Source organism: Sphingomonas sp. MS122 (assembly GCF_049532975.1).
Classification (GTDB): Bacteria; Pseudomonadota; Alphaproteobacteria; order Sphingomonadales; family Sphingomonadaceae; genus Sphingomonas.
Window position 1 is genome coordinate 3,579,897 of sequence record NZ_CP186695.1, and the last position, 24,676, is coordinate 3,604,572.

Here is a 24,676-nt window from a genome sequence, read left to right on the forward strand (position 1 = left end):
ACAACCCACATTCCGCGCCGGGCTCATTTTTCCCCGGCGAGATACGCTCCCAGCAGTTCATGAAGGTGGCGGGCAAACTCCCGATCGAGCTCCACCGCGGCCGAATCCCGCGTGACAAGCGAGTCGCCGGCCTGCGATGTCATGGGCGAAGGCCAGTCGCTGGGCCCCTCGGCAAGCGCATCGGTGCGGCCGAGCTGCTGCTCGAGCATTCCCAGAAAATCCACGAATGCTTCCACCTGCTCCCGCCGGAAAGGAGCCTGAAGGCGCGCATTGAGCTGCAGCGCCAGCGCATAGGTCTGCTCATGGATGCCCCGGCCATATTCGGTAAGCTGGAGCAGCACGGACCGGCTGTCGGACGGGTTGGCGAGCTTCTCCATGATGCCACGCTCGACAAGGGAAGAGACCACGCGGCTGGCATAGCTCTTCTCGAGATTGGCCGCCGCCGCGACACGCTTGAACGATACGCAGTCATAGCCGGCGGTGATGCCGATCACACGGCATTCCGGCAGCGAAAGGTCCATGTGCTTGCGATAATATTGCTCGGAAATCCGCTCCGAGATCCGTGCCACCCGATGCAGCCGAAATGTCATCAGGTTGCGGAATGTGGGCGGCGTCGTCGCCCGCTCGGCCTTCTTCGCCGCCACCAAAGTCCCCTCGTTGAATGTCCGCTCCGGGACAATAGGACGCTGCCGCCGGGCGGCAATAGGAAAGTCGCACATCCATCGGCCTCCCTTGACGCATTGTTGTTTTATACATCTAAATAGTTCTCTATGACATCTAGCGCTACCGGCATCGTGAAAGGCAAGAGATGCTATCTGAAGAGCAGAACAAGCTGCTGACGGCCGTCGGCCCCGGCACGCCGATGGGCGAGCTGCTGCGCCGCTACTGGCATCCGATCGGCGGCGAGAGCGAGTTCGAGGGCCGGGCCACCAAGCCGGTGCGGCTGATGGGCGAGAATCTCGTTCTCTATAAGGATCTGTCCGGCAATTACGGCCTGGTCGATCGCCACTGCCCCCATCGCCGCGCGGACATGGCCCATGGCATGGTCGAGGAATGCGGCCTTCGCTGCTCCTATCACGGCTGGCTGTTCGATCGGGACGGCAAGTGCCTGGCCCAGCCCTATGAGGACACCGCCAATCCCGCGGGCCGCTACAGGGACCGGGTCACAATCAAGGCTTACCAGGTGCGTGCGCATGCGGGGCTGCTATGGGCCTATATGGGCCCAGATCCTGCGCCCGAACTGCCCGATTGGGAGCCCTTCTCGTGGAAGAACGGCTTTCGCCAGATCGTGATCTCCGAACTGCCCTGCAACTGGCTTCAAGGGCAGGAGAATTCGATCGATCCGATCCACTTCGAGTGGATGCACGCGAACTGGAGCAAGCGGCTCCGCGGTGAGACCGGGCCCTATGGCCCCAAGCATCTCAAGATCGATTTCCGCGAATATGATTATGGATTCACCTACAACCGGATTCGCGAGGATACGGACGAGTCGCATCCGCTTTGGACGATCGGCCGCGCCTGCCTGTGGCCGAACGGCATGTTCACCGGCGACCATTTCGAGTTCCGCGTTCCGGTGGACGACGAGAACATGTTGAGCATCGGCTGGTTCTTCACCCGGGTCCCCAAGGATCAGGAACCCTATGTGCAGAACTCGATTCCGGTCTGGTATGGCCCGACCAGGGACGAGAATGGCGATTGGATCACCAGCCATGTGATGAACCAGGACTTCGTCGCCTGGATCGGCCAGGGCCGGATTTCCGACCGGACGCAAGAGCATTTGGGCCTGAGCGACAAGGGCGTCGGCCTGCTGCGCCGCCAGTTCATGCGCGACATCGAAAAGGTGAGGAGGGGCGAGGATCCCAAAGGCATCATTCGCGATCCCGGGATCAACAAGGCGATCCCGCTGCCCACGATCGATCGCGAGGCCGTCACTGAAGGCATGACCGCCGAGGAGATCAAAGCGGGCGGCGCGCTGCACCTCAAACGCTTCATCTTCCAGCACGGTCAGCCCGAGGCGGTACGCCTGGCGCAGGAGCAGGCGATGGGCATCACGCAGGACACAAAGGGCTATATCGACGCCTGAGCGTCCTGCTGCGGGGTGGCTGCAAGTGTTCTCGCGCCTCATCCCCCAAGGGCGGGCCCCTCCCCTTTGCGGATGGAGGGCTCCGGCTGGCTCGGTTAGGGGATCGACATTCAACGCGTTCCCCTCCCTGCAAGGGAGGGTTAGGGGTGGGTGTCGATGGACGGGGCTCGATGCCCCGGCCTTCGACTTATCCGAACGGCGGAAAGGCTCGTTCGCTTGCAACCCACCCCGGGCCCCTCCTTGCAGGGAGGGAAGCGCGGTTTACACGCGCGTCCGAACGCCGCCTCGCCCTAAAGCTCCAGCCTAAACACCTTCTTCGCATTGTCCTCGAAGATCAGCTTCTTGTCGGCCTCGCTCAGGAAATCGAACTTCTGGATGAAGGGGGCGATATGGTCCATCGTATGGCCGGTCGCGGGATCGATCGAGGAGCCGACGCCCGGGCATTCCGAGCCGAACAGGCAGCGCTCCGGCCCCACCGTCTCGATCAGCAGCCTGAGCGCCCCTTCGGTATACAGCACGGTGTCGAAATAGAGCTTCGCCATGCGCTCGGAGAAGAGATGCCTGGTCCGCCGCGACTGGGATTCGAAGCGGCCGAACTGATAGGGGATCGCGCCGCCGCCATGGCTGACGACGATCTTGAGATCGGGGAAATCGTCGAGCACCGACGAGGTGCACAGATTGTAGGTTGCGATCGTCTCTTCGTTGATGAAATGCAGCGAATAGGGCGTGCGCTCGGACTGCGAACCGGTGGCGTGGATATGCGCGGGCAGGTCCAGCTCGCAAAGCTTCTCGTAGAGCGGATACCAATAGCGGTCGCCCAGTGGCGGCGCCTCCTCCGGTCCGTTCTCATAGGGGTCGGGATTGAGCAGGAAGCCCTTGAACCCCAACGAGACGCAGCGGTCCATTTCCGGAAAGCAGGCTTCGATCGGCTCGCCCGCCGCCTGCGGCAAGCCGGCGACCGGGATGAACAGGTCGGGGAGCAGCGTGCACTGGCGGTGGATGAGCGTGTTCACTTCCTCGCAGAACCAGTGGACCAGGCGGGCAGGCTTGGCCGAGGACATCATCTGGAACGGGCGCGGCGAGATGAGCTGAAGGTCCGTGCCGTGGCTGTGCAGCAGCTCGATATGGCCGTCGGGCCAGGTTTCCTTGTGATGGGCGGCGGCGATGATCTGCTCGTCGGTCACCTTGACGCCGCCCCGACCGTGCGAGCCGCGATGGGCGAGCAGCCCCGCCTTGTAGGCCCACAGCTCCACCGGAGCGCTGACGTGACCGTGGCAATCGATGATCATCGGCGCGTTTCCCCTATTTCTGCCGCGTCTGAAGCTGATGATATTTGAACTGGGCGCGGGCCTCGTCGAGGCGCATGCCCGAGCGGCAAGCCTCGCGGATGCGCTCCTCGGCCGCGTGGATCTCCTCGGCCGCGGCGAGCACCGCCGCTTCATGCGCCTGTGGGATGACGACCACGCCGTCGGCATCGCCGCGCAGGATGTCGCCCGGCGCCACGCGCGCGCCGCCGATCTCGACGACGCACCCGGTCTCCTCGACTTGGACGCGGTCCTTGCCCGTGCGCATCCAGTGGCCGCGGCTGAACACCGGATAGCCGAGCGCACGGCACAGCGCGACGTCGCGGCTGATCCCGTCGATCACCGTTCCGGCAAGGCCGCGGCGATGGGCAATTTCGGTCAGGATGTCCCCCCAGATGGTCGCATCCTCGCGCCCGCCATTGTCGATCGCCACGACATGTCCCGGCGGTACGTCGTCGATATAGTCGCCGACCGTGCCCGGCGGGGTCGATGCCGGGCCGCAACGCATGGTATAGGCGCGGCCGGCCATGCGGAAATCCGGGTCGCGGCCGGCGATCCGATAGCATTGGCCGGCAATACCGAGCCGGTCGAGCGCGTCGCTCAGCGTGGCGGTGTCGAGCGCGGCGGCGCGCTTCACATTTGTATCGTCGCGCATCAGTCCCGCTTCAGCATATATTCGTAATTGGCGCCGAGCACCGCGCTCGCCGCCTCGCCCGTCTCCAGCCTGCGCGTCATCTCCGCCTCGCGCGCGGCGATGTCCTCGGCGGCAGCAAGCACTGCCGCGATATCCTGCGGCGCGACGAAGACGGCGGCGCTCGAATCGCAGATCGCGTAGAAGCCCGGCTCGACCGTAAAGCCGCCGACCTCGACCGGCACATCGGTCGCGTCCTCATAGACGCGACCTCGCGCCGTGCGGGCGGTATAGCCGCGGCAGAAGACCGGAAAACCGATCTCGCGCGCTTCGTCGACGTCGCGCGCCAGGCCCTCGCAGATCACGCCGGCGACGCCCTTGCGCTGCGCCCCGCGCGACAGGATGCCGCCCCAGCAGCCCGCATCGATGCCGGTCGATTGCTCGACCACGATCACGTCGTCCGGCCCGCTCGCATCGATCGCCGCGGCGCCGAGATGCACCGGCGGACGACCGGGCGGCGGCGTTCCCGCCCTCAGCTTGACGGTATGGACGTGCCCGGCGATGCGCCGCCCCGGCAGCGCCGAGCGCAGGCCGGTGACACAGCCGGGCAGGCCGAGCCGGTCCAGCGCGTCGGAGACGGCACAGGCGTCCAGGCGCCGGAGGCGCGCGACATGGGGATCGGTCATAGCATCGCTCACTGCCAGGCGACGAAGCCGTTGGCGGTGCCGGTCCCGGCTTCAGAACGATAGCAGGGCTCATAGCCGACCACCTCGCCTTCAAGATCGGTGTCGAAGAGCACGCCCGCGGCCGCGATCCAGGTCTTGAGCTCGGAGGTGCCGGACTGGAGATGCCGATCCTCGATCCGGCACAGGGTTTCCGCATCGCGGTTGCGCAGCGCCTCGAAGAACATCCGGTCGAAGTCCTCGTCGATCACGAAGTGGCTCATGCCGCCTGAGCCGAACACGGCGACCCGCACATCCTTGTCCCAGCTCCGGATCGCCTCGCCGACTGCGCGGCCCAGCTCGAAACAGCGGCGGGCGGTGGGCTGGTTGGGCGGGAAGAAGGTGTTCAGCAGGATCGGGAGATTGGGGACGACCTCGTCCCGCATGATCTGCCGATAGATGAAGCCCAGCGAATGCGGGGCACCGCTGGACCAATGGCCTGCGGGCTCGGGCAGCCGTTTCGAGACGGCAAGGTCGAACCCCTGCGGCACCAGCGCCTCGCAGACATGCGTGCCCAGGTCCGGGAGGCAGGGATATTCCCGGCGCTCGGGCGGGCTGTGTCCCCATTCGGCCTCGTGGATGCCGGGCGGCATCCGCGCCGCCTGCTCCGCGGTTGCCGGCTGGTCCCAGATCGTCTCGCCGAGATAGACCGTGATGGCCGGGGTGATGTCCTCGAGGAACAGTTCGCGCTGGTCGTTGCCCATGATGACGGCGACATCGACCTTCGCCGCCACAAACCGGTCCGCCATTTCCGCGATCGCGGCCTGGCACGCGGCATGGCGACGCTCGCGCTCGGCCAAGGTCACCGCCTCGGCCAGCCCCTCGCCCTTGCGCAGTTCGACCAGCGTTTCGAAGTCATGGACTTCGCCGCGGAACGGATGACGGTTCTTCTTGTCGGCCGACACGCGCAGCAGCCATTGCTCCGCCGAAGTCGACAGCGTCGGTCCGTGCGACGTCCACATGCCCAGCGCGATTTCGGCCATATCCTCTTTCCGGGTTCGATTGAATTTTTTGTAGACTCGGTAAACAAAATGGCGCGACGACGCAACGCGTTGCGGGCCGGCTCAGCTTCCGGCAGTTGCGGTCTGGGTCGCGGCGCGGAGCCGGTCGCGATAGAGCGGGCGTACGATCCAGGTCAGCAGGAAGGCGGCGAGCAACGCCAGGCCCGTGAACAAGGCGAAGCCGAAATTATAATGGCCCGTCCGGTCGAAGATGGAGGCCAGCACGATCGGTCCCGCCGACGACCCGAGGGCGAAGCAGCCGGTGACGATCGGCAGGACCTTGTCCATGTTCGACGGCCCGAAGACGTGCTTGGCGAGCACCGGCCCCTCGCAGACGAGGCCGCCATGGGCCAGGCCGAGCACGCAGACGAAGATGATCGCGGTCCACAGGTTCGACACCGTGAAGGCGAGCAGCACCATGAAGGCGATCATCAGATACCAGGCGGCGATGCCTTTCACCGAATAAACGTCGAAGAACTTGCCGGCGATGAACTTGGCGAGCAGGCCGATGAACGCGGTGAGCGAGAGCAACCAGGCGGCGGTCTCGCGAGTCAGCCCCACCTCCTGCACGAAATAGAGCTGCATGTTCTGGAACAGCCCCTGATCGACTGCGGCGATGATGAAAATGCCGATCATGATCGCCCAGAACATCGGCTTGCGGACCAGCTCGGCATAACCGACCCGGTGATCGGCCGCGCGCATCGCCGCGACCAGTCCGACTGCGGGCGGCGGCCCCTTGGCCGTGACCGTCTCCGGCAGCAGATCCTCTTCAGTCGGGTTTTGCTTGGCGAAGAGGACGAGCGGCACCGAGATGGCCAGGATGGAGACACCGATCAGCGCATAAGTGGCACGCCAGCCGAGTTCCGGCAGAAGCCAGGCGATCGCGATCGGAAAGACGACGCCGCCCGCGCTCGATCCGACCAGCGCCATCGCCCCGGCGAAGCCGACATTGCGGATGAACCAGCGCGCGACGAGCAGCTTGATGCAGAGCAGCACGGCCCCCTGCCCCAGCCCGATCAGGAAGCCGGCGAGGAAGTAGGTGCCGATCGAGCTGACGTTGAGCAAGGTGAAGAAGCCGAGCGCCTGCAGCGTCAGCACGGTGAGGAAGACCGGTTTCAGCCCGAAGCGCTGCACGGCCGGACCGATCACCAGGATCGCGACGACCGCGCCGGTGATGCCTTTCCAGGCATAGATGCCGGTCGCCTGGGCGCGGGTCCAGCCGAACTCCGCGATCACCTCGTTATACAGGAGCGACATGGAATAGGTCGGTCCGCCGAACGAGAAGAAGAAGATGACGAAGCCTGCCGCCACCACCCACCAGCCGGGATAGTGCCAGCCCGTCGCGGTCCCGGACGGCCTGATCTCGACTGCTTCCGTCGCCATAGGATCCTCTCCATCCGAAATGTCGGCGCAACGATCTTGGTTCTATATTATGGTTATACGTATATCAGGCAGACGGCGAAGTTCAATCAGGTTGTTGCCATGGACAACAATTGCGGCCGGTGGTCACCGATCGGGCTCGAAGAGCAGCAGATGACGCCCGTCCGGCAGCGGAAGCCAGCAAGGCTTTACCCTCAGCCCCGTTTCGAGCTCCTCCTCGGCGCAATTGACGACGTTGCCCATCACGTTGACCCCCTCGTCCAGCGTCACCATGGCGAGCGCATAGGGCTCCCGGTCGCGGAAGGGCGGGCGCGCGCGCCGCACGATCGTATAGCTGAAGACGCGGCCGCGCCCCGCCACCTCCCGCCATTCGAGATTGCTGCGCCTGCCGGTGTGGATGCTCGTGGGACGTGGATAGAATTGATAGGCCTCCGCCACCCGGTCATATTGCAGCAGCAGCCGTTTCTCCCGTGTTGCTTCCCAGAAGGGCTCGGAAAAGCTGCGCGCCGGCGGAAGCGGGCGCTCGATGTCGAGCAGATCGCTGAAAGGGTTCATCCCGCCCTCATGCGTTCGGGGTGAGGATCATGACGACGCTGGTATTCCAGTTGCGGCCATAGGGAATGCCGCCAATCCCGGTCACCACCGCGTTGGCGGTGTTGCGCACCTGCCGCTCCCGGCCTTCGCCGAACAGCTGGCGAACCGCCTCGATCAGGTTGGTCCCACCCCCCGCCAGTCCGCATTGCCCAGCGGAAATCTGACCGCCGCCGGTATTGAGGGGGAGGTCGCCCGAGAAGAGGAAGTCGGTTTCGCGGATGAAGTCCGCGCCCTGGCCGTGGCCGCAGAACCCGAGCATCTCGAGCTGCATCATGTTGGCGATGATGAAATCGTCATAGGGATGGAAGGAGCCGACCTCGTCAGGCCGGATCCCCGCCTGGGCGAAGGCCTTCGCGCCCGCGTCGCGATGGCCGGAGACGGTAGGATCGACGATCGATCTGTTCGCGCCGAGATTGGTGCGCTCGCCGTAGCCGACCGGCACCACGCATTTGTCGAGACCCCGCTTCTCCGCTCGCTTGCGGCTGGTGACGAGGAGTCCGCTGGCGCCGTCGCACGGCATGACGCAATCGAGCAGGCGGATCGGGTCGTTGATCATCCGCGAATTGAGATAATCCTCGACGGTGATCGGCTTGCGCAGCTTCTCGCAGGCATTGTCGTTGCGCAGCGCATGCTCGCGCTGCGCGACCGCGAGCTTGCCGAGCGCGGCATGGTCGAGGCCGAACCTGTCCTCATAATAGCGGCTCAGCATTCCGAATGCAGCGGGCGCGCCGATATAGCCATAGGGACTGGTCCATTCCGCGCCATAGGAGCGCGGGCGGGCATTGTTCTCCGCCACCGCCGTGTCTGCGAACAGGCAGAGCGCCGTCTCGCAGAGCCCGGCGTCGATCGCCGCACCCGCGCGCGCCACCGCGCCGACCGGCGAGCATCCGCCGATATCCACGGTCTGGCAGAAGCCGAGCTCGAGCGCGAGCTGGTCCGCCATGGTCTGCGACCAGAAGTTGCTGCCCGCCCCGGTGATCGACGAGGACAGGATCAAGCCGTCGATCTCGTCCTTCTCGAAGCCGGTGCGGTCGAGCAGCTGCTCGAGGATCTCCGCGCCGAGCTCCCAGACGTCGACGTCGCTCCTGGGAACGATCTTGGTTTCGGCATAGCCGACGATCGCGGCGTCGCGCAGCGCCATGGTCTAGTCCTCTTCGCCGTTGCCGGACGGCGAGGCGACCTTGTTCTCGCCGCGCTCGATAAAGGCCGCGATGCGGCTGGCACCTTCGCTGTTGCGCGATGCGCCGCCGATCAGGCCTTCGAAGAACAGGCCGTCGCCATGCGCCATGTCGCCGATGCGGGGCAAGGCGGCGCAGATCGCCCAGTTGGTGTTGGGCGTGTTGGCCGCGATCGCCCGGGCCAGTTCCCTGGCCTTGTCCAGCGCTTCGCCGGCAGGGACGACATATTGGCACAGATTGGCGCGCTCGCCTTCCTCGGCATTCAGCACCCGGCCCGTCAGCATCATGTCGGCCATGCGCGCATAGCCGATCAGCCGCTGGATGCGCACCGCGCCGCCGCCGCCGACGAAAATGCCCCGCTTGGCTTCGGGCAGCGCGAAGAAGGTCGTCGCGTCGGCAACGCGTATCTGGCAGGCCGAAGCGATCTCCAGCCCGCCGCCGATGCAGGCGCCGCTCAGCGCCGCCACCCAGGGGATCGGGCCGCGGGCGACGAGATCGAGGGGCACGGTCCAGCGGCCGCGCTCCCAGGGCTTGGGCGGATTGCCGCCTTTCATCCGCGCCGCCGCCTCCGCCAGATCGAGCCCGGCGGAGAAATTGCCGCCATGGCCGAACAGCACGCCGGCGCGCGCTTCCTCGGCCGCGCGCTGAAATGCCTCGTGCAGGTCCGCCATCACCTGGGTGTCGACGGCGTTGCGCTTGGCCACGCGGTCGATGCCGACGATCGCGATGTCGCCGTCGAGCTCGTAGGTCGCCAGTTTCCCGCTCATCGCCTCACTCCCGCTCCGACGCGGTGATCACCAGCGCATCGACCGCGGTCAACCCCTCCCCCTCGGCATGGACGAAGACGGGGTTGAGATCGATCTCGTCGATCTCCGGAACGGTGAGCATCAGCCGGCCGACCAGGCCGGCGGTACGCGCGACCGCCGCGATATCGACCGGAGGCGCGCCGCGGAATCCCTTCAGCAGCTTCGCGCTGCGCAGCTTGCCCAGCTCCTCCACGATATCGGCCTCGGCCATGTCGGCGGCGATCAGGCGGACGTCGCCGAGCGCCTCCACCCAGATGCCGCCCAGCCCGACCAGCACGACCGGCCCCCATTTGGGATCCCGCTTGGCGCCGATCATGAGCTCCAGCCCCTTGGGCGCCATCCGCTCGACCAGCACGCCGTCGAGCACCAGCCCGGGCTGCGCCGCGGCGACATTGGCATGCAGCTTCGCCCAGGCGTCGCGCAGCGCGGCGGCATCGTCGACGCCGAGCAGCACGCCGCCAGCCTCGGTCTTGTGCGCGAGCTCCCCGGCCTGCGCTTTCAGCGCCACCGGATAGCCGACCCGGCCGGCGATCTCCTCGGCGGCGGCGAGGCTCGTCGCCAGGTCGCCGTCCGGAACCCGCACGCCGACCGCGCGCAGGAGCTGCTTGCCAAGCCATTCGGGCTGCGCTCCGCGGCCCAGCGCGGGCAGATTGGCGAATGGCGCATAGGCGACCGAGCGCGCCGCCCGTTCCAGATCCCGCCCGTAATGCGTCACCCGCGCCAGCGCACGCATCGACCGTTCCAGCGAGCGGCTCAGGATCAGGCCGTTCTCGCGCGCCGCCGCTTCGAACTCGGCGTTCAGCTCGGGCGCGGGGAAGCCGAGGATCGCCGGCTTGCGCTGGCCCTTGAGCGCGCCGATGAAATGTGGGGCATAGACACCCTGCGACTTGGCCGTGCCGCTGTTCACGGCGATCAGCACGCTGCCGACATTCCCGTCCTTCACCAGCGCCGTGGTGCCGATTCCGGTCAGCTCCGGCTGCCAGATCGCCTGGGTGCCGAGGTCGAGCGGATTGCGCGGCGGGATGTAGGAGGGCAGCTGCGGCGCGAGCTCGGCCTGGCTCTCCTCGGTGAGCGGCGGCATCTCCAGCCCCAGATCCTCGAAGAAATCGTGCGCGATGGCGCAGAAACCGCCCGAGAAGGTGACGATGCCGGGGCCCTTGGTCGGCGGCTCCGGATAGCGGGCGAGCAGCTCGATCACATCGACCCATTCCTCCAGCGTCTCGACCAGCACCACGCCGGCGCGGGCAAGATGCGTGCGCATCGTCGCATAATCGCCGGCGAGCGCGCCGGTGTGGGACTGGACCGCCGCCTTGCCCCTTTCGCCGCGTCCCGGATGGATGGCGACCAGCGATTTGCCGGCGGCGCGCGCGCGCCGCGCCGCGGCCAGGAACGCCTGCGGATCGCGAACTTCCTCGAGATAGAGCGCGATCACCTTCGTCGCGTCGTCCTCGGCGAAGAAATCGATGAAGTCGGGCATGCCGACGCCGGCCTCGTTGCCCGTCGCCACCGTATAGGCAACCGGCAGACCGCGCGACGCGAGCGTCAGGCTCGCAAATGCCATCAGTCCGCCGCTTTGGGACACCATCGCAACGGCCGGATTCCTGCCGTCCTTCGGCACCCGGACGACCTCGCGCGCATTGGCGAAGCCCACGGGCAGGCCGTCGACGAGGTTGGTATAGCCAAGGCAGTTCGGGCCGAGCAGCGCGATCTCCGCTTCGCGAGCGATTCCGGCCAGCTCGTCCTGAGCTTCCTTGTTGCCGGCCTCGGCAAAGCCCGAGGAGAAGACCGTGACCGCGCGCACCCGGCGCCGCGCACAGGCTTCCAGGGCATCGCGCACCGCCGCGGCGGGCAGCGTGAAGACGGCGAGATCGACGCCCTCGGGCAGGTCGTCGATGCTCTGCTTGACGGGATGGCCGTCGATGTCGCCGTCCGTGCGCCCGACGACATGGACTTCGCCCGGGAAATTGTTGAGCCTGAAGTTGGTGAGCACGGTCCGGCCGGCGGTTCCCGGCTTCGCGGACACGCCGACCACCGCGATCGAGCGGGGACGCATGAACAATTCGACGGCCGCGGCGCCCCTGGTCCGGGCAGTACTGGAACTGGAGGCGCCAACCGTCATCTTCAACCTTCCATTCTCAATGGCTGCGGTCCCGGAACGCTCCGGGCCGCAGGATAGGGACAATCACCCTCTGCGCAGCGGGACGCCGCCAGGGTCAGAAGCCGAAGCGCAGACCCACTTTGTAGCTGCGTCCGATTCTGTCATACAGGCCGGCCACCTGCGTGTTCGGGAACGGCGGCTCGGCATTGAGCAGATTGTTGACGACGGCGTAGAATTGCAGCTTCCGCTGCCCCTGATCGATAATGTTGATCGAGCCCGACCAGTTCAGATAGAAGCGCGAGTTCACGTTCATATCTGCGACCGAAATGGGCGACAGCGGATCATAGTCCGGGTCGCCCGGCTGAACGAGCGTCGCATCGACGATGCCGCCATCGATCCAGCGCGCGGTGAGCGTCGTCGACCAACTCGGCGCCTCATAGGTGAGACTGCCGTTGAGCTGCCAAGTCGGAACGCTGGTCGCGCCGAGATTGAGCCCAGAGGTGAAGCCGCCGACCTGGCCCGCACGATCGATCACGCTGCCGCGGGTCTGGATGACGCCCGCCGCGTTGTAGGTCGGCGCGATCCCCAGCCCGTCGTCCGAAATGAGGTCGGCCACATAGGTGCCGTAGACCCGCGAGATGATCCGCCCCTGGCCAAGGTTGAAGCGATAGGCCGCCTCGAAATCGACGCCGCGGGTGCGCAACGAGGCGAGGTTGAGCAGCTGGACGCTGACCGAAGTGATCTCGGTCGCCGCACCCGACCCGGTCGTGCTCACCATCGAGCAGAACGGGCCCGGCGTGCCCGCCTGGGTTTCGGCAAAGCAGTTGTCGAGAATCTGCTGCGCCGGGAAGCTCGCGATCGCGCCGCTGATGTCGATGTCGTAGAAGTCGACCGAGGCCGAGAAGCCGGGAAGGAAGCGGGGCGTGAGAACGGCGCCGGCGGAGAAGGTGTCCGCCCGCTCCGGCTTGAGCGCCGGGCTGGGCTCGAAGACGACGGTGTAGGAACGCGACGCGCCGCTGAACGGATTGCGCAGCGTCGACTGGGTCGAGGTGACGGAGAACAGCTCGGCGCTGTTGGGCGCGCGGATGTCGCGCGATCGTACGGCACGGAAACGCAGGTCGGGAATGGGCTCCCAGCTGCCGCCGATCTTCCATGTCGTCACCCCGCCCGAGGAACTGTAATCGGTGAAGCGGATCGCGCCGTTGAGCTCGAGGGAGTGCAGGAACGGCACCTCGCGGGCGAGCGGCACCACGACTTCGGCATAGGCTTCCTTCACGTCGAAGGCGCCTTCATAGGGCCGCGGGTTGGAGAAATTGTACCCGCCCGCCTCGGCGATCGAATCCGAGACGGCCTCGGCCGAATCGCGCCGATATTCCGCACCCACGGCGAGCGAGACCGGCCCGGCCCAGGTCGAGAAGGGCTCGCCGCGCAGGTTGGCGGCGACCACCGTCTGCGTGAGCGTCACCTGGTGGAACTGGGTGCCGTTCACATAATCGACCGCCTCCTGCGACATGGCGCCGTCGCCGAACAGGTTCAGCGGGACGCAGCCTTGCGCGCGTGCGGTGACGTCGCGGCACACGATCTGGCCGGAGGGAAGCCGGATCGCGTCATAGGCGAACGCCCAGTTCTGCTGGATCCGCATGTTGCGGATCTGCCAGTCGGTTCGGTTCTCGCCATATTGGACATAGGCGTCCCAGTCCCAGCCGCCGCCGAGATCGCCCTTCAGGCCGGCCGCAAGGCGATAGGTGGTGTTGGAGTTGACGATGCGCGTGCTCGAAAAGTCCGCATTGGCGCGTCCCATCGGGAATGAGGTGATCCCGTTCGCGTCCATGATCTGCGCGATCTGGGCGGGAAGGAACGCATTGTCGCGCCGGATGGTGATGGCTCGCGCCCCGGTGGTCGAGGTGTCGCGCGGGATCGGGCCGGAATAGTCCGTGCCCGCGCGGCCGTAGCTGCCTTCCGCGAAGATGCTGATCGCGTCGCTGATCTCATAGTCGAGATGCGCCATCACGACGTGCCGGTCGATCGGCAGCACCAGGGTCTGCCCAAGCCGCGGCGGCGTGCCGGCGGAGCTGGAGAAATTGTACGACGACCCGCCCGATTCTTGGCCGTAGGTGAAGTTCGCGACCACGCCGGGCTGCGGAAACCAGATGCCGCGCAGCACGTCGGCGCCATTGGCGGGATTGGTGTCGGCATTGTTGCCGAGGATCATGCCGCCGGGCAGCGAGTTGACGAACTGGACGCCGCCGAAGAAGGCGCGCGAGGGCGTCCCGGCCGGGCGGTTGTTCGCGAAGGTGACGAGCTCCTCGTAGCGCCGGCTCCAGTCGCGGTCCTCCCAGCTCCCCACGCCGTCCGAACGGACATAATCGCCGCCGATCACGAAGTGGCCGCGGCCGCCCGCGAAGTCGGTGCCCCATGCGAGGCTCGCGCGACGCTCGAAATTGTCCCCTTCCTCCGCGACGCCCAGCGCGAAGTCCCCCCGCAGCCCCTTCAGACGCTTGTTGATGACGACGTTAACGACCCCCGAAATGGCGTCCGAACCATAGGCGGCGGACGCGCCGCCAGTGACCACATCGACACGGTCGACCAGGATCGTGGGAACCAGGTTGAGATCGACCTGCCCGGTAGCCGCGGTCGGCACGTGCCGCCGTCCGTCGACCAGGACCAGCGTCCGGATATTCCCGAGCGCACGAAGGTCCGCAAAGGTCGCGCCGGAGAGGTTCGACGATTGCGTGTTGGTCTGGTTCGTCACGCTGGGTCTGAAGGATGGAATCTCGTTCAGGAAATCGCCGACATTGGCGAGACCGCGATTGTCGAGCGCCTCCGACGTCACGACGGTGGTCGGCGTCGGCGCCTGAAAGCCATCGCGTGCGACACGCGAGCCGGTGACGACCACCTCGCCCTGATCGGCCGTGCCCGTCGCCGGTGCCTGCGGCCCGGCGTCCTGCGCGCGGGCGGGGGAGGTCATGGAGGCCGTCGCAACGAAGGCGACGGACGCGAGCAACCAAGGGCGTCGGTTCATAATTCCCCTCCTGTCGCGCCCTGGGGTTATGTGCTCCCAAGGTCATTTTGTTGTCAGAGCCTACAATTCGGCCGGATGCTGTCAATAAGAAAGTCTAACTATAATATCCTTTCCCGCATCATCCCCGACCGAGGAAAGGCATGGTGAGCGGCAGCATGGTGCCCTCCACGAAATTCACGTGATCGGGAAGGTCGGCCATCGCAAGCACTGCGCGGGCGACGATATCGGGCCCGATCCGAGTGAGCGGATCACGCTCGCGCCCGTCGCTGGCCAGAGCCGTGCCAACGACACCCGGATGATAGATGGACGATGCGACCCCATGGTCGCGGCCATCGATCGCGAGTGAATGATTTAGCCCCGCCAATGCGAATTTGGACGCTGCGTAAGCGATGGTGTTCTGCCGCGGCACGAGGGCGGAAAGACTGCCGATGTGGATCATGCGGCCGGCGCCCTGCCCTTTCATGATGCGCAGTGCCTCGCGTGCACAAAGGAAAGCCCCCGTAAGGTTGGTGCCGATCACTTCGGACCAGCGATCGAGGGACAGATCTTCGGTGGGCGTATGGTCGGCGACACCGGCATTGTTGATCAGGATGTCGATTCGCCCGAACCGTTCGAGGCCGGCTGCGAACAGCGCCCGAACCTGCGCTTCCACCATGACGTCACAGACCATGGCGAGCGCGCGTCCTCCGCTGCCTTCGATCTCAGCGACGAGTTGGTCGAGCGGCTCCTTCCGGCGTGCTCCCAGGACCACGGATACACCGGAACGCGCGAATTCGACGGCCACTGCGGCGCCTATCCCTGAGCTCGCGCCCGTCACCACGGCAACCTTGCCTCGAATGTGGCTCAACGCCTCTCCCTCCGATGCCTGTCCTTGTTCCGGGCAGGAATGATCATGCTGCGCGGCATTGTTGCGCGAATCGATGATAGAGACAACTATATATTGGAGCCGGGATGGAAAAGCAGTCTAGCATCCACCGCACATTCTGCAGGCAGACAAGCTGCCGAAAGCCCGTAACGCCCGCTTCGTCGCTGCGCAGCGAAGTCTCCCGCCATCGGCTTCGTCGAGTAATGGCTCAGGCTTTCGCTTGGCTCGGCGAACCTCCGCCGGGCGTGGGTTCGATGCCGTTGATTCGCGTGCCGCCGCTCACCGCCCCATGGGCACGCCGCGCGAAGTCGCCGGGATAGGGAATCACGGGCCTGCTGATCTCGTCCAGTTCGGCGAGATCTTCGGACGAGAGCACGACGTTTGCCGCCGCGGCATTCTCCTCGAGCTGCATCACGTCGTGCGCCCCGATGAGGATTACGGCGAGCGCCGGCTGCGCCTGAATCCAGGCAAGCGCGACCTGCGCGAACGAAATGCCGCGGCGATCGGCGATGCCGGCCACGGCCGCCAGCACCGCCTCCGCCTTCTCATCGAGGGCGCGCGCCAGGAAAGCTGCCCTGCCCTCGGTGTCGTGATTGGCGACGTCGTCTCGCCGGTAGCGGCCGCTCAGCGCTCCGCTCTTGAGCGGCGACCAGGCGGCGATACCAAGTCCATAGGCCAGGGCCATCGGCACATGCTCGATCTCGATACTGCGCTCCAGAAGGGAATATTGCAGTTGGAGCCCGACGACAGGCGCGGTGTTGCGAAACTCGGCCAGCCAGCGGGCTTCGGAAATCTTCCAGGCGGGCGTGTTGGAGAAGCCGATGTGAAGGATTTTCCCGGCGCGCACCAGATCGTCGAGTGCCCGCAGCGTTTCCTCCATCGGCGTCAGCGGATCCCAGAGGTGCATCCAGTAGAGGTCGATCCGGTCGGTCCGCAGGCGGCGCAGCGAGTCCTCGCAAGCTTGCAGGATCGCCTTGCGGCCGCCGCCGCCCGCATTGGGATCGCCAGGCCGTGTGTTCGAGCCGAACTTGCTGGCGATCACCAGCCGATCGCGGCTGCCGGAACTGGCGGCGAGATAATCGCCGAGAATGGTCTCGGCCGCCCCGCCGCCATAGCTGTTCGCGGCGTCGAGGAAGTTGCCGCCAAGCTCGCGATAGCGGGCGATCAGGCGCTGCGCCGCCTCGACATCAAGGCTCCAACGCTGATCGCCGCCAAAGTTGAACGCGCCCAGCGCGTAGCGGCTCACCCGCAGCCCCGACCGGCCGAATGTCACGAAATCGTCCAGCATCGTCACACCCCGCAGCTTGCCCGAACTATCGTACTGTCATATCGTTTGATGCTCGAGCAGGCAAAGCGCAAGCGGACGAGGAGACGGATCATGAGCGACACGATGGAACGGACCCGCGCAGACCTCGTCCTCCCGGACATCGCCTCTGGCATGCTGATCGACGGCGCCATCGTGACCGGCGAGCACTTTATCGAGGTGATCGATCCCGCCACCGGCGCGCCGTTCGCGCTCGCCCCGGACGCAACCCGGGCGGAGCTTGACCAGGCGGTCGCGGCGGCACGGCGCGCCTTCCCGGCGTGGAGCGCGACCGCGATCGAAGAACGCCGCGCGTTGCTCGTCCGTGTCGCGGAACGGCTGCGCGCTCAGGCCGAACCGATCGGCAAGCTGTTGACGACCGAACAGGGCAAGCCGCTGAGCGACGCGATCGGCGAAATCGCCCGCGCTGCCGCGCACATGGAGGGATTGGTGCAGCTCGACATTTCGGACCAGCTGCTGCGCGACGACGGATACGAGCGGGTCGAGATCCGCCATCGTCCGCTGGGCGTGGTCGGCGGGATCACGCCGTGGAACGTGCCGATCATGTTGGCGACCCTGAAGATCGCGCAGGCGCTCTACACGGGCAATACCCTTGTGCTGAAGCCGTCGCCGCTGACGCCGCTGTCCACGCTCGCTTATGGACAGGCGATTGCCGACATCCTCCCGGCCGGCGTGCTCAACGTGGTGAGCGGGGGCAACGACCTGGGCGCATGGATGACCGGCCATCCCGGCATTGCCAAGATCAGCTTCACCGGCTCGGTCGCGACGGGACGGCGGGTGCTGGAGAGCGCGGCGGGCACGTTCAAGCGGGTGACGCTCGAGCTTGGCGGCAATGATCCCGCCATCGTCCTTCCCGATGCCGATATCGAGGCGGCGGCCGATGGCATCGCGCGCAGCGCCTTCGGCAATTGCGGCCAGATCTGCATGGCGGTCAAACGGGTGTTCGTCCATTCCTCGATCCAGGACGCCCTGCTGAACGCGCTGGTGGTGCGCGCCGAAGCAATCCGGGTCGGACCCGGGACCGATCCGGAGAGCCGCATGGGGCCCCTCCAGAACAAGATGCAGTTCGACAAGGTCGCTGGGCTGATCCACGATGTCCGCAACACGCCCGGCGCACGAATCGTCACCGGCGGGACGGTGCGGACCGGCAAGGGCTATTTCATCGAGCCGACGATCGTCGCCGGGCTTGCCGACGATGCGCCGCTGGTCCGCGAGGAGCAGTTCGGCCCGGTCGTGCCCGTGCTCGTCTATGACGACCTGGATGATGCGATCGCGCGCGCCAACGCGACCGAGTTCGGGCTCGGCGCATCGATCTGGACGTCCGACCCGGCAAAGGGAAGCGAGATCGCCGGAAGGATCGAGGCGGGCCAAGTGTGGATCAACCGGCATGGCGGCAACACGAAGGACGCCCCGTTCGGCGGCGCCAAATATTCCGGCTATGGCCGCGAACAGGGCGTGGCCGGGATGCGATCCTATATGGAGCTGCAGGTCGTCGCGACGCCCTCGCGCCAGTGACCGCGATCGGGGCCGGCGTGCCTCTCAGCGGTCCGCCAGATCGGGATCGTGCGACATTTCATAGGCCATCTCGTCGGCGTCCTCGATACGCAGGCCGCTCCGGATGGCGCGCGCGTCACGGATGCTTCGCACCCCCTTGCGATCGCAAACCGTCCATCCGGTTTCGTCGGGGCGAATGTCATAACGGTCCGGCATGGCGGCTCCTTTTAAACCATGATATGATTATATGGTTTGAGCGCCGATCGAAAGCCCGGATATCAGGTGGATTCACTTTCCTCGGGCAGGGCAAAGGACGGGCCGCCTTGTCCGAGAGAATGGCCGCTCGCCTGCTTCAGCCGATAGATCATCGACTTCCGCCGATCGAGCAGGTGCGCCCGCATCGCCGCGTAAGCGCCCTCGCTGTCCCGGGCCACAATCCTGTTCAAGACGGCCTTCAGGCTCTTGTAGCGATTGGCAGGCACGGGTTCGACCGCCTTGAAGAGGTTCAGCAATGCATGCTCGATCGCGTGCATGAGCGTGATGAGCGTCCGGGACTGCGAAGCCGCGACGATCGCACTGTGAAAGGCCAGAATGCGTTCCACCGATTCGCGCCGGCTGAGATCAGGCTCCGTCACCCGATCGAGGAGGCGCTTCAGGTCGGCGATCTCCTCGTCGGTGATCCGTTCCGCGGCCAGCTCGACTGCGCGGCATTCGATCCCGATGCGCGCGTCGAATATCTCCTCGGGGCTGACCTGCACCAGCATGAACTGCACGGCGAGCGCCGTGGCGAACTGGTCCGGCCGTCCCTCGGCGATGGTCGCGCCTCCGCCGGCCCCGGTCTTGATCGTCACCACGCCAAGCGCCTCGAGCCGGCCCAGGGCCTCGCGGATGGGCACGCGGCTCGTCTTGAACGTTTCGATGAGCTGGGCCTCGGTGCCGAGGAAATGCCCCGGCTTGAGCTGCCCGGCGAACAACGCCTCGATCACCTGATTCACGATCCTGGACGCGAGCGACTGCGACCGAATCGAACTGAAGACTAACTCCGAACTCGCCACCCGTTTTTAGCCCCTCTCATCATTCGGTCGAACCGAACCGTGTTAACAGTATGACAGATGGGCGATAACGATCAACGGCACGGTTGCTCCCGTTCCCAAAGCCGATTCGGCCCGGCCGGCCCTTCCCTTGACAGTCCGCCCTATCCATATTTAGTGAATAACTGTAATACAGTTATACCACCAGCAAGACGGGTGTGTCGGGGAGAGCGCTGATGCGAGCTGATGAAAACGAGCTTCTCACCCGAGTCGGTCCCGCCACGCCGATGGGCAAGCTCATGCGGCTCTACTGGATACCGGCGCTGATGACGCAAGAGCTGGTCGCGGGCGGCGCTCCGGTACGCCTTCGCCTGCTGGGCGAGAATTTCCTCGCATTCCGTTCGCCGGACGGCGAAGTCGGCGTGATCGACCATCAATGCGCCCATCGTTGCGCGTCGCTCTTCTACGGCCGCAACGAGGATGGCGGCCTGCGCTGCGTCTATCATGGCTGGAAGTTCGCCCGGAACGGCCAGTGCATCGAGATGCCGAGCGAGCCTGCCGAGACCGACTACAAGGCGCGCGTGAAGCTCAGGGCGCTTCATGTCACCGAGAAATATGGCGTCGTTTGGGTCCATATGGGCGATCGCGCCACGCCGCCGCCCCTCCCCCATTTCGACTGGGACGAGCTCGAGGCGGGGCACGAGCTGTCGGTCAGCTTCATGATGCGCGAATGCAACTGGCTGCAGGCGCTCGAAGGCGACATCGACACCTGCCATGTCGGCTTCCTGCATCTCGGCGCGGCAGGACCCGACGATTTCGAGGAAGGCACGCTCAACTATTACCGGCAGCTGCCGGAAAATCTCGCGCCCAAATACGAGGCGATCGAGACCGGCTACGGCAACGTCTACTGCGCCTATCGCCATGCCGGGCCGGATCATTTCTATCACCGGATCGGCCAGTTCGCGATGCCGTTCTGGACGATGGCGCCGTCCGAGCCGATGGATCATATCCGTGCCCGCGCCTGGGTCCCGATCGACGACTTTCATTCGATGCTGGTCGTGATCGGCGGGCCGAGGTCCGCGACGACGGTGCGCAAGGACGGCACGCCGGTGCCGGGCACGTCGAGCCCGATCAGATATCTGCCCAACACGACCGACTGGCTCGGCCGTTGGCGGATCGAAGAAAATCCGCGCAACGACCATTTGATCTCGCGCGAGGTGCAGAATTCGGAGAGCTTCACCGGCATTCAGGGCATCCCGGTCCAGGACCAGGCGATCACCGAAAGCATGGGTCCGATCTGCGACCGCACCAAGGAGCATCTGGGCACCAGCGACCGAATGATCATGCTCACCCGCCGCAAGCTCATGCGCGCCGCAGCGGCGCTGCGCGACGATGGAGTCGTCCCGGCGGAGGTCGATGAGGTCGAACGTTTCCACAATGTCCGTGCCGGCTTCGCGGTCCTGCCCAAGGACGCCGACTGGCTCGATTATTATAATGCGCGGCGCGCGGCCTGGAGCGGGGGCGCGGCGCAACCGATCGTGCGGATGCGCCGTCCCGCGGCGCGGACCCCGGAAAAGGCGGCATGACATCCGCGCCGATCCACCAGAGCGGGCGCCATTTCCTGCAGCTTCCCGGGCCGACCAATACGCCGCCGCGCGTGTCGGAAGCGGTTGCGCGCGCCACGATCGATCATCGCGGGCCCCAGTTTCGCACACTGGCGCTGGAGGTGCTGGCGGGCATCAAGCCGGTCTTCAAGACCGCCAGCCCGGTCATCATCTACCCATCCTCCGCGACGGGTGCGTGGGAGGGGGCGCTCGTCAACACGTTATCGCCCGGCGATGGCGTGCTGATGTACGAAACGGGCTGGTTCGCGACCTTGTGGTTCCGGCTCGCCGCAAAGCCGGGGCTGGCGCCGGAGTTGCTGCCCGGCGATTGGCGCTCGCCCGTCGACCCGCAAGCGATCGAAGCGCGCCTCGCCGAGGATCGCGCGCATCGCATCAAGGCGGTGTGCGTCGTCCACAACGAGACCTCGACCGGCGTGACCTCCGACATTGCGGCGGTGCGGAAGGCCATCGACCGAGCGGATCATCCCGCGCTGTTGATGGTGGACGTCGTGTCTTCGGCCGGCGCGATCGACTATCGCCACGACGAATGGGGCGTCGATGTCGCGATCTGCGGCTCGCAGAAAGGCCTGATGCTGCCGCCGGGCCTGTCGTTCAACGTGGTTTCGAACAAGGCGCTCGATGCCTGCCAGAGCGCGAGGCTGCCGCGCGGCTATTGGGATTGGCATGATACACTCGCCGCCAACGACAGCGGCGCATTCCCCTATACGCCCGCCACCAACCTCCTCCAGGGCTTGAAGGTCGCCATCGGCATGTTGAACGAGGAGGGCCTGGAGGCCGTTTTCCGCCGCCATCGCCGCGCGGCGGAAGCGACGCGTGCCGCGGTGAGGCATTGGGGCTTCGAGCCGCAATGCCGCCACGACCAGGCGCATTCCCCGGTGCTCACCGCGGTGAGGATGCCGCAGGGCATCTCGGCGGACGCCGTGCGGCGGGCCGCGCTGGAGCGATGCAATATGAGTCTCGGCGGCGGGCTCGGACAGCTCGCGGACCGCATATTCCGGATCGGTCATCTCGGCGACTTCAGCGCGGCGGAGACGCTCGGCACCCTGGCCGCGATCGAGCTTTCGCTGCGGCACGCCGGCATTCCGCATCGATCGGGCGGAATCGAGGCCGCCGTCGCGGTCCTGGCCGACGAGCGTGGGTCCGAAAGCCCCGCGCTCGTCGCTTGAGAGGCCGGGTCGAACATGCAGCGATCGTGGCTCGAACTCCGGATCGTCTCCCGCCGCGTCGAGGCCGAGGATGTGGTCGCGCTGGTGCTCGCCAGCCCCACCGGCGGCGATCTCCCGCCCTTCAGCGCCGGCGCGCATATCGACGTCGAGGCGACGCCGCAGCTCGTCCGCCAATATTCGCTCTGCAACAATCCTCATCATCGCGGCCATTATGAGATCGCCGTGTTGCGCGATCCGGCATCGCGGGGCGGTTCGATCGCCATGCACGATGGCTTTCGGGAAGGCGACCTGATCCGGGTGAGCGAGCCGCGCAACCATTTCGCGCTCCAGCCGGTGAAGAGCGAAGCGCTGCTGGTCGCGGGCGGGATCGGCGTGACCCCCCTGCTCTGCATGGCCGAAAGGCTCGGCTCGCTCGGCGCGCCGTTCGTGATGCACTATTGCACGCGCACGCCGGAGCGCACCGCCTTTCGAGGCCGGATCGCCAAGGCCGCCTTCGCGGATCGCGTCGTCTTCCATCATGATGACGGGCCGGCGGAACAGCGCTTCGATCCCATGGCCCTGTTCGCCGGCGCAGCGCGCGACGCGGACGCCTATGTCTGCGGCCCCCCGGCCTTCATCGACTGGGTGCAGGCCGCCGCGGGCGATGCCGGCTTTCCGAAGGACCGGCTACATCGCGAATATTTCGCGGCGACGGCGGCCGAGGACGAGGGCGGCGAGACGCCGTTTCAGCTTCGCATCGCCAGTACCGGCGAAACGATCGATGTCGGCGCACGCGAAAGCGCCGCCGCCGCACTCGCCCGCCACGGCATCGAAATACCCGTTTCCTGCGAGCAAGGCGTCTGCGGCACGTGCGTCACCCGGGTCATCGCAGGGGAGCCCGATCATCGCGACATGCTGATGATCGATACCAACGAGGAATTCACGCCATGCTGTTCGCGGGCCCTCAGCCCCGTGCTCGTGCTAGATCTCTAGCATCGTGACCAGGGCAGCGGGTCGGCACGCGGCGGGAGCCGCAGGTTGAAAATCGCGCGCGGCGCGGGCGCGCTCGGCAACCGCGCCTTCTTCATCTATTCGATCGGCAGCGGCGCCTCCAGCCTGGGCCTTTGGGTGCAGCGGCTAGCGCTCGGCTGGCTAGCCTGGCAGCTCAGCCATTCCGGGCTATGGGTCGGCGTGATCGCCTTCTCGCTGTTCGGACCGATCCTGTTCTTCTCGGCATTGTTCGGCGTGCTGGTGGACCGGCTCGAGCCGCTGCGCACGGCGATGGCCGTCAACATGCTGATGGGCGGTTGGGCGACGCTGCTGGCGTTGCTTTCGATCGCGGGCATCCTCGATATCTGGCTGCTCTTCCTCGTCTCGGTCGCGATCGGCATGACGTCCGCCGCCTACGCGCCGATCCGGCTGTCGATCATCCCCTCGATCGTCCCGCGCGAGCTGCTGGCCAGCGCCATCGGCATCAGTTCGATGATCTTCAACACCTCGCGCCTGATCGGGCCGGCGGTGGCGGGGCTCGTGCTGGTGACATTGCCGATCGCTGCGGCTTTCGCGATCAACGCCTTGTCCTACATTCCGCTCATCTACGCACTTTCGAAGGTCCCGCCGCGCGCTGCCGCTCCCCGGTCTCGCGAAACGTTTCTCAGCCAGCTTGCCCAGGGGTTCGCGCATGCGAGCGCCAACCGCTTCATTCGCGTCCAGCTTCTCCTGACCGGCTGGGCAGCCCTGTTCGGGCGCTCCATCCTGGAAGTGCTCCCGGTCTATGCCGATCGCTTCTATTCGTCGGGAGCGATCGGTCTCGCCGCGCTGTCCGGGGCGGCGGGCGGCGGGGCATTGCTCGTGGCTTTTCTCACTTCCCGCCTCGTCCTCGACAGCCGGCAGCTGCAGCTCGGCAGCATCATGTTCACGGTCGTGAACGCGTTCGCCCTGCTCTTCCTTCCCTTCTGGAATTCGCTTTGGTTCGGCCTGGCCTGCGTCACCTTGATCGGCTTCGGCTCGACCGGATCGGCCGTACTGTCCCAGACATTGGTCCAGATGGAAGTCGACGATCGCATGCGCGGGCGGGTCAGCAGTCTGTGGGGCATGGCCAATCTCGGCGGCGCTGCGTTCGGCGGGCTCGCGCTGGGCGGACTCCTCCAGCTGCTCGGCATTCCAGTGGGAACCGTCGCGACCGCATCGTTCGCGCTCGCGCTGCCCCTGATGGTCTGGTATTTCATCCGGCACGAACCCCAGGCGCCGTCCACCGCCGCGACAGTCGTCGAACAGCAAGCTGACGAGATCTAGATGGCGCGAAACGGCAAGACGGCAGTCGTAGCACCGGTAGAGCGACGACCATGATGAGTGAGACAGCCTTGCAAGGGT

21 protein-coding genes are annotated in these 24,676 nt (G+C 66.1%); 6 read left to right on the forward strand and 15 right to left on the reverse strand.

From position 1 onward, the window contains the following. Positions 1 to 23: 23 nt before the first annotated feature. Positions 24 to 644, reverse strand: a complete 621-nt coding sequence (locus tag ACO227_RS17215) for a MarR family winged helix-turn-helix transcriptional regulator (protein WP_423603450.1) — start codon at positions 642 to 644, stop codon at positions 24 to 26. Positions 645 to 808: 164 nt separating this feature from the next. Here ACO227_RS17215 and ACO227_RS17220 point away from each other — a divergent pair, with 164 nt between their 5' ends. Then, a complete protein-coding gene (locus tag ACO227_RS17220; RefSeq protein WP_423603452.1) occupies positions 809 to 2,083 on the forward strand; it encodes a Rieske 2Fe-2S domain-containing protein in 1,275 nt (424 codons plus the stop codon). Positions 2,084 to 2,373: 290 nt separating this feature from the next. On the opposite strand, the gene ACO227_RS17225 is transcribed toward ACO227_RS17220, so the two are convergent. The 12 genes from ACO227_RS17225 to ACO227_RS17280 all read right to left on the reverse strand — a co-directional run bounded on the left by ACO227_RS17225 (position 2,374) and on the right by ACO227_RS17280 (position 16,972). Then, positions 2,374 to 3,372, reverse strand: coding sequence for an amidohydrolase family protein (locus tag ACO227_RS17225; protein ID WP_423603454.1), 999 nt, complete (start codon positions 3,370 to 3,372; stop codon positions 2,374 to 2,376). Between the two features lie 13 nt (positions 3,373 to 3,385). After that, positions 3,386 to 4,042: an RraA family protein gene (locus ACO227_RS17230; RefSeq protein ID WP_423603456.1), complete on the reverse strand. Its 657-nt coding sequence runs from the start codon at positions 4,040 to 4,042 to the stop codon at positions 3,386 to 3,388. After that, positions 4,042 to 4,704, reverse strand: a complete 663-nt coding sequence (locus tag ACO227_RS17235; RefSeq protein ID WP_423603458.1) for an RraA family protein — start codon at positions 4,702 to 4,704, stop codon at positions 4,042 to 4,044. The genes ACO227_RS17230 and ACO227_RS17235 overlap by 1 nt, the downstream gene beginning before the upstream one ends. Positions 4,705 to 4,712: 8 nt before the next feature. After that, positions 4,713 to 5,723: a protocatechuate 3,4-dioxygenase gene (locus tag ACO227_RS17240; protein WP_423603460.1), complete on the reverse strand. Its 1,011-nt coding sequence runs from the start codon at positions 5,721 to 5,723 to the stop codon at positions 4,713 to 4,715. An 81-nt stretch (positions 5,724 to 5,804) separates the two neighbouring features. Then, a complete protein-coding gene (locus ACO227_RS17245; protein ID WP_423603462.1) occupies positions 5,805 to 7,124 on the reverse strand; it encodes an MFS transporter in 1,320 nt (439 codons plus the stop codon). A 123-nt stretch (positions 7,125 to 7,247) separates the two neighbouring features. Further along, positions 7,248 to 7,676 (reverse strand): Zn-ribbon domain-containing OB-fold protein, encoded by a 429-nt coding sequence (locus tag ACO227_RS17250; RefSeq protein ID WP_423603464.1) that lies wholly within the window; start codon positions 7,674 to 7,676, stop codon positions 7,248 to 7,250. A 7-nt stretch (positions 7,677 to 7,683) separates the two neighbouring features. Then, positions 7,684 to 8,856 carry a thiolase family protein gene (locus ACO227_RS17255; protein WP_423603466.1) on the reverse strand — a complete coding sequence of 391 codons (1,173 nt, stop codon included), beginning with the start codon at positions 8,854 to 8,856 and terminating at the stop codon, positions 7,684 to 7,686. A gap of 3 nt (positions 8,857 to 8,859) precedes the next feature. After that, on the reverse strand, positions 8,860 to 9,660 hold the full coding sequence (locus tag ACO227_RS17260; RefSeq protein ID WP_423603468.1) for a crotonase/enoyl-CoA hydratase family protein: 801 nt from the start codon (positions 9,658 to 9,660) through the stop codon (positions 8,860 to 8,862). Between the two features lie 4 nt (positions 9,661 to 9,664). Continuing rightward, positions 9,665 to 11,752, reverse strand: coding sequence for an acetate--CoA ligase family protein (locus ACO227_RS17265; RefSeq protein WP_423603470.1), 2,088 nt, complete (start codon positions 11,750 to 11,752; stop codon positions 9,665 to 9,667). Between the two features lie 160 nt (positions 11,753 to 11,912). After that, complete coding sequence (locus tag ACO227_RS17270; RefSeq protein ID WP_423603472.1) at positions 11,913 to 14,765, reverse strand: TonB-dependent receptor plug domain-containing protein; 2,853 nt, start codon at positions 14,763 to 14,765, stop codon at positions 11,913 to 11,915. A 172-nt stretch (positions 14,766 to 14,937) separates the two neighbouring features. Further along, positions 14,938 to 15,603: an SDR family oxidoreductase gene (locus ACO227_RS17275; RefSeq protein WP_423603474.1), complete on the reverse strand. Its 666-nt coding sequence runs from the start codon at positions 15,601 to 15,603 to the stop codon at positions 14,938 to 14,940. A 289-nt stretch (positions 15,604 to 15,892) separates the two neighbouring features. Next, complete coding sequence (locus tag ACO227_RS17280; protein WP_423603476.1) at positions 15,893 to 16,972, reverse strand: aldo/keto reductase; 1,080 nt, start codon at positions 16,970 to 16,972, stop codon at positions 15,893 to 15,895. Positions 16,973 to 17,062: 90 nt separating this feature from the next. On the opposite strand from ACO227_RS17280, the gene ACO227_RS17285 reads away from it, so the two are divergent. Continuing rightward, positions 17,063 to 18,523: an aldehyde dehydrogenase family protein gene (locus ACO227_RS17285; RefSeq protein ID WP_423603478.1), complete on the forward strand. Its 1,461-nt coding sequence runs from the start codon at positions 17,063 to 17,065 to the stop codon at positions 18,521 to 18,523. Positions 18,524 to 18,547: 24 nt separating this feature from the next. Here ACO227_RS17285 and ACO227_RS17290 read toward each other — a convergent pair whose 3' ends face one another. Both ACO227_RS17290 and ACO227_RS17295 read right to left on the reverse strand, forming a co-directional pair. Continuing rightward, a complete protein-coding gene (locus ACO227_RS17290) occupies positions 18,548 to 18,718 on the reverse strand; it encodes a hypothetical protein (RefSeq protein ID WP_423603480.1) in 171 nt (56 codons plus the stop codon). Positions 18,719 to 18,780: 62 nt separating this feature from the next. Continuing rightward, a complete protein-coding gene (locus ACO227_RS17295; protein ID WP_423603482.1) occupies positions 18,781 to 19,497 on the reverse strand; it encodes a FadR/GntR family transcriptional regulator in 717 nt (238 codons plus the stop codon). Positions 19,498 to 19,769: 272 nt separating this feature from the next. On the opposite strand from ACO227_RS17295, the gene ACO227_RS17300 reads away from it, so the two are divergent. From ACO227_RS17300 to ACO227_RS17315, 4 genes are read left to right on the forward strand one after another with little or no spacing between them, the layout of a single operon-like run. Then, positions 19,770 to 21,119 (forward strand): Rieske 2Fe-2S domain-containing protein, encoded by a 1,350-nt coding sequence (locus tag ACO227_RS17300; protein ID WP_423603484.1) that lies wholly within the window; start codon positions 19,770 to 19,772, stop codon positions 21,117 to 21,119. Further along, positions 21,116 to 22,324, forward strand: a complete 1,209-nt coding sequence (locus tag ACO227_RS17305; RefSeq protein WP_423603486.1) for a pyridoxal-phosphate-dependent aminotransferase family protein — start codon at positions 21,116 to 21,118, stop codon at positions 22,322 to 22,324. The genes ACO227_RS17300 and ACO227_RS17305 overlap by 4 nt, the downstream gene beginning before the upstream one ends. A 15-nt stretch (positions 22,325 to 22,339) precedes the next feature. Continuing rightward, positions 22,340 to 23,296 (forward strand): PDR/VanB family oxidoreductase, encoded by a 957-nt coding sequence (locus tag ACO227_RS17310; RefSeq protein ID WP_423603488.1) that lies wholly within the window; start codon positions 22,340 to 22,342, stop codon positions 23,294 to 23,296. A 45-nt stretch (positions 23,297 to 23,341) separates the two neighbouring features. Then, positions 23,342 to 24,598, forward strand: a complete 1,257-nt coding sequence (locus tag ACO227_RS17315) for an MFS transporter (RefSeq protein WP_423603490.1) — start codon at positions 23,342 to 23,344, stop codon at positions 24,596 to 24,598. Positions 24,599 to 24,676: the final 78 nt, after the last annotated feature.

Bases quoted from the DNA above. Each gene is read 5' to 3' on its own strand.
- ACO227_RS17270 (WP_423603472.1), bottom strand. From the start codon at position 14,765: ATGACCTCCCCCGCCCGCGCGCAGGACGCCGGGCCGCAGGCACCGGCG.
- ACO227_RS17280 (WP_423603476.1), bottom strand. From the start codon at position 16,972: ATGCTGGACGATTTCGTGACATTCGGCCGGTCGGGGCTGCGGGTGAGC.
- ACO227_RS17300 (WP_423603484.1), top strand. From the start codon at position 19,770: ATGCGAGCTGATGAAAACGAGCTTCTCACCCGAGTCGGTCCCGCCACG.
- ACO227_RS17310 (WP_423603488.1), top strand. From the start codon at position 22,340: ATGCAGCGATCGTGGCTCGAACTCCGGATCGTCTCCCGCCGCGTCGAG.
- ACO227_RS17255 (WP_423603466.1), bottom strand. From the start codon at position 8,856: ATGGCGCTGCGCGACGCCGCGATCGTCGGCTATGCCGAAACCAAGATC.
- ACO227_RS17235 (WP_423603458.1), bottom strand. From the start codon at position 4,704: ATGACCGATCCCCATGTCGCGCGCCTCCGGCGCCTGGACGCCTGTGCC.
- ACO227_RS17285 (WP_423603478.1), top strand. From the start codon at position 17,063: ATGAGCGACACGATGGAACGGACCCGCGCAGACCTCGTCCTCCCGGAC.
- ACO227_RS17220 (WP_423603452.1), top strand. From the start codon at position 809: ATGCTATCTGAAGAGCAGAACAAGCTGCTGACGGCCGTCGGCCCCGGC.
- ACO227_RS17240 (WP_423603460.1), bottom strand. From the start codon at position 5,723: ATGGCCGAAATCGCGCTGGGCATGTGGACGTCGCACGGACCGACGCTG.
- ACO227_RS17230 (WP_423603456.1), bottom strand. From the start codon at position 4,042: ATGCGCGACGATACAAATGTGAAGCGCGCCGCCGCGCTCGACACCGCC.
- ACO227_RS17225 (WP_423603454.1), bottom strand. From the start codon at position 3,372: ATGATCATCGATTGCCACGGTCACGTCAGCGCTCCGGTGGAGCTGTGG.
- ACO227_RS17250 (WP_423603464.1), bottom strand. From the start codon at position 7,676: ATGAACCCTTTCAGCGATCTGCTCGACATCGAGCGCCCGCTTCCGCCG.
- ACO227_RS17290 (WP_423603480.1), bottom strand. From the start codon at position 18,718: ATGCCGGACCGTTATGACATTCGCCCCGACGAAACCGGATGGACGGTT.
- ACO227_RS17245 (WP_423603462.1), bottom strand. From the start codon at position 7,124: ATGGCGACGGAAGCAGTCGAGATCAGGCCGTCCGGGACCGCGACGGGC.
- ACO227_RS17265 (WP_423603470.1), bottom strand. From the start codon at position 11,752: ATGCGTCCCCGCTCGATCGCGGTGGTCGGCGTGTCCGCGAAGCCGGGA.
- ACO227_RS17305 (WP_423603486.1), top strand. From the start codon at position 21,116: ATGACATCCGCGCCGATCCACCAGAGCGGGCGCCATTTCCTGCAGCTT.
- ACO227_RS17260 (WP_423603468.1), bottom strand. From the start codon at position 9,660: ATGAGCGGGAAACTGGCGACCTACGAGCTCGACGGCGACATCGCGATC.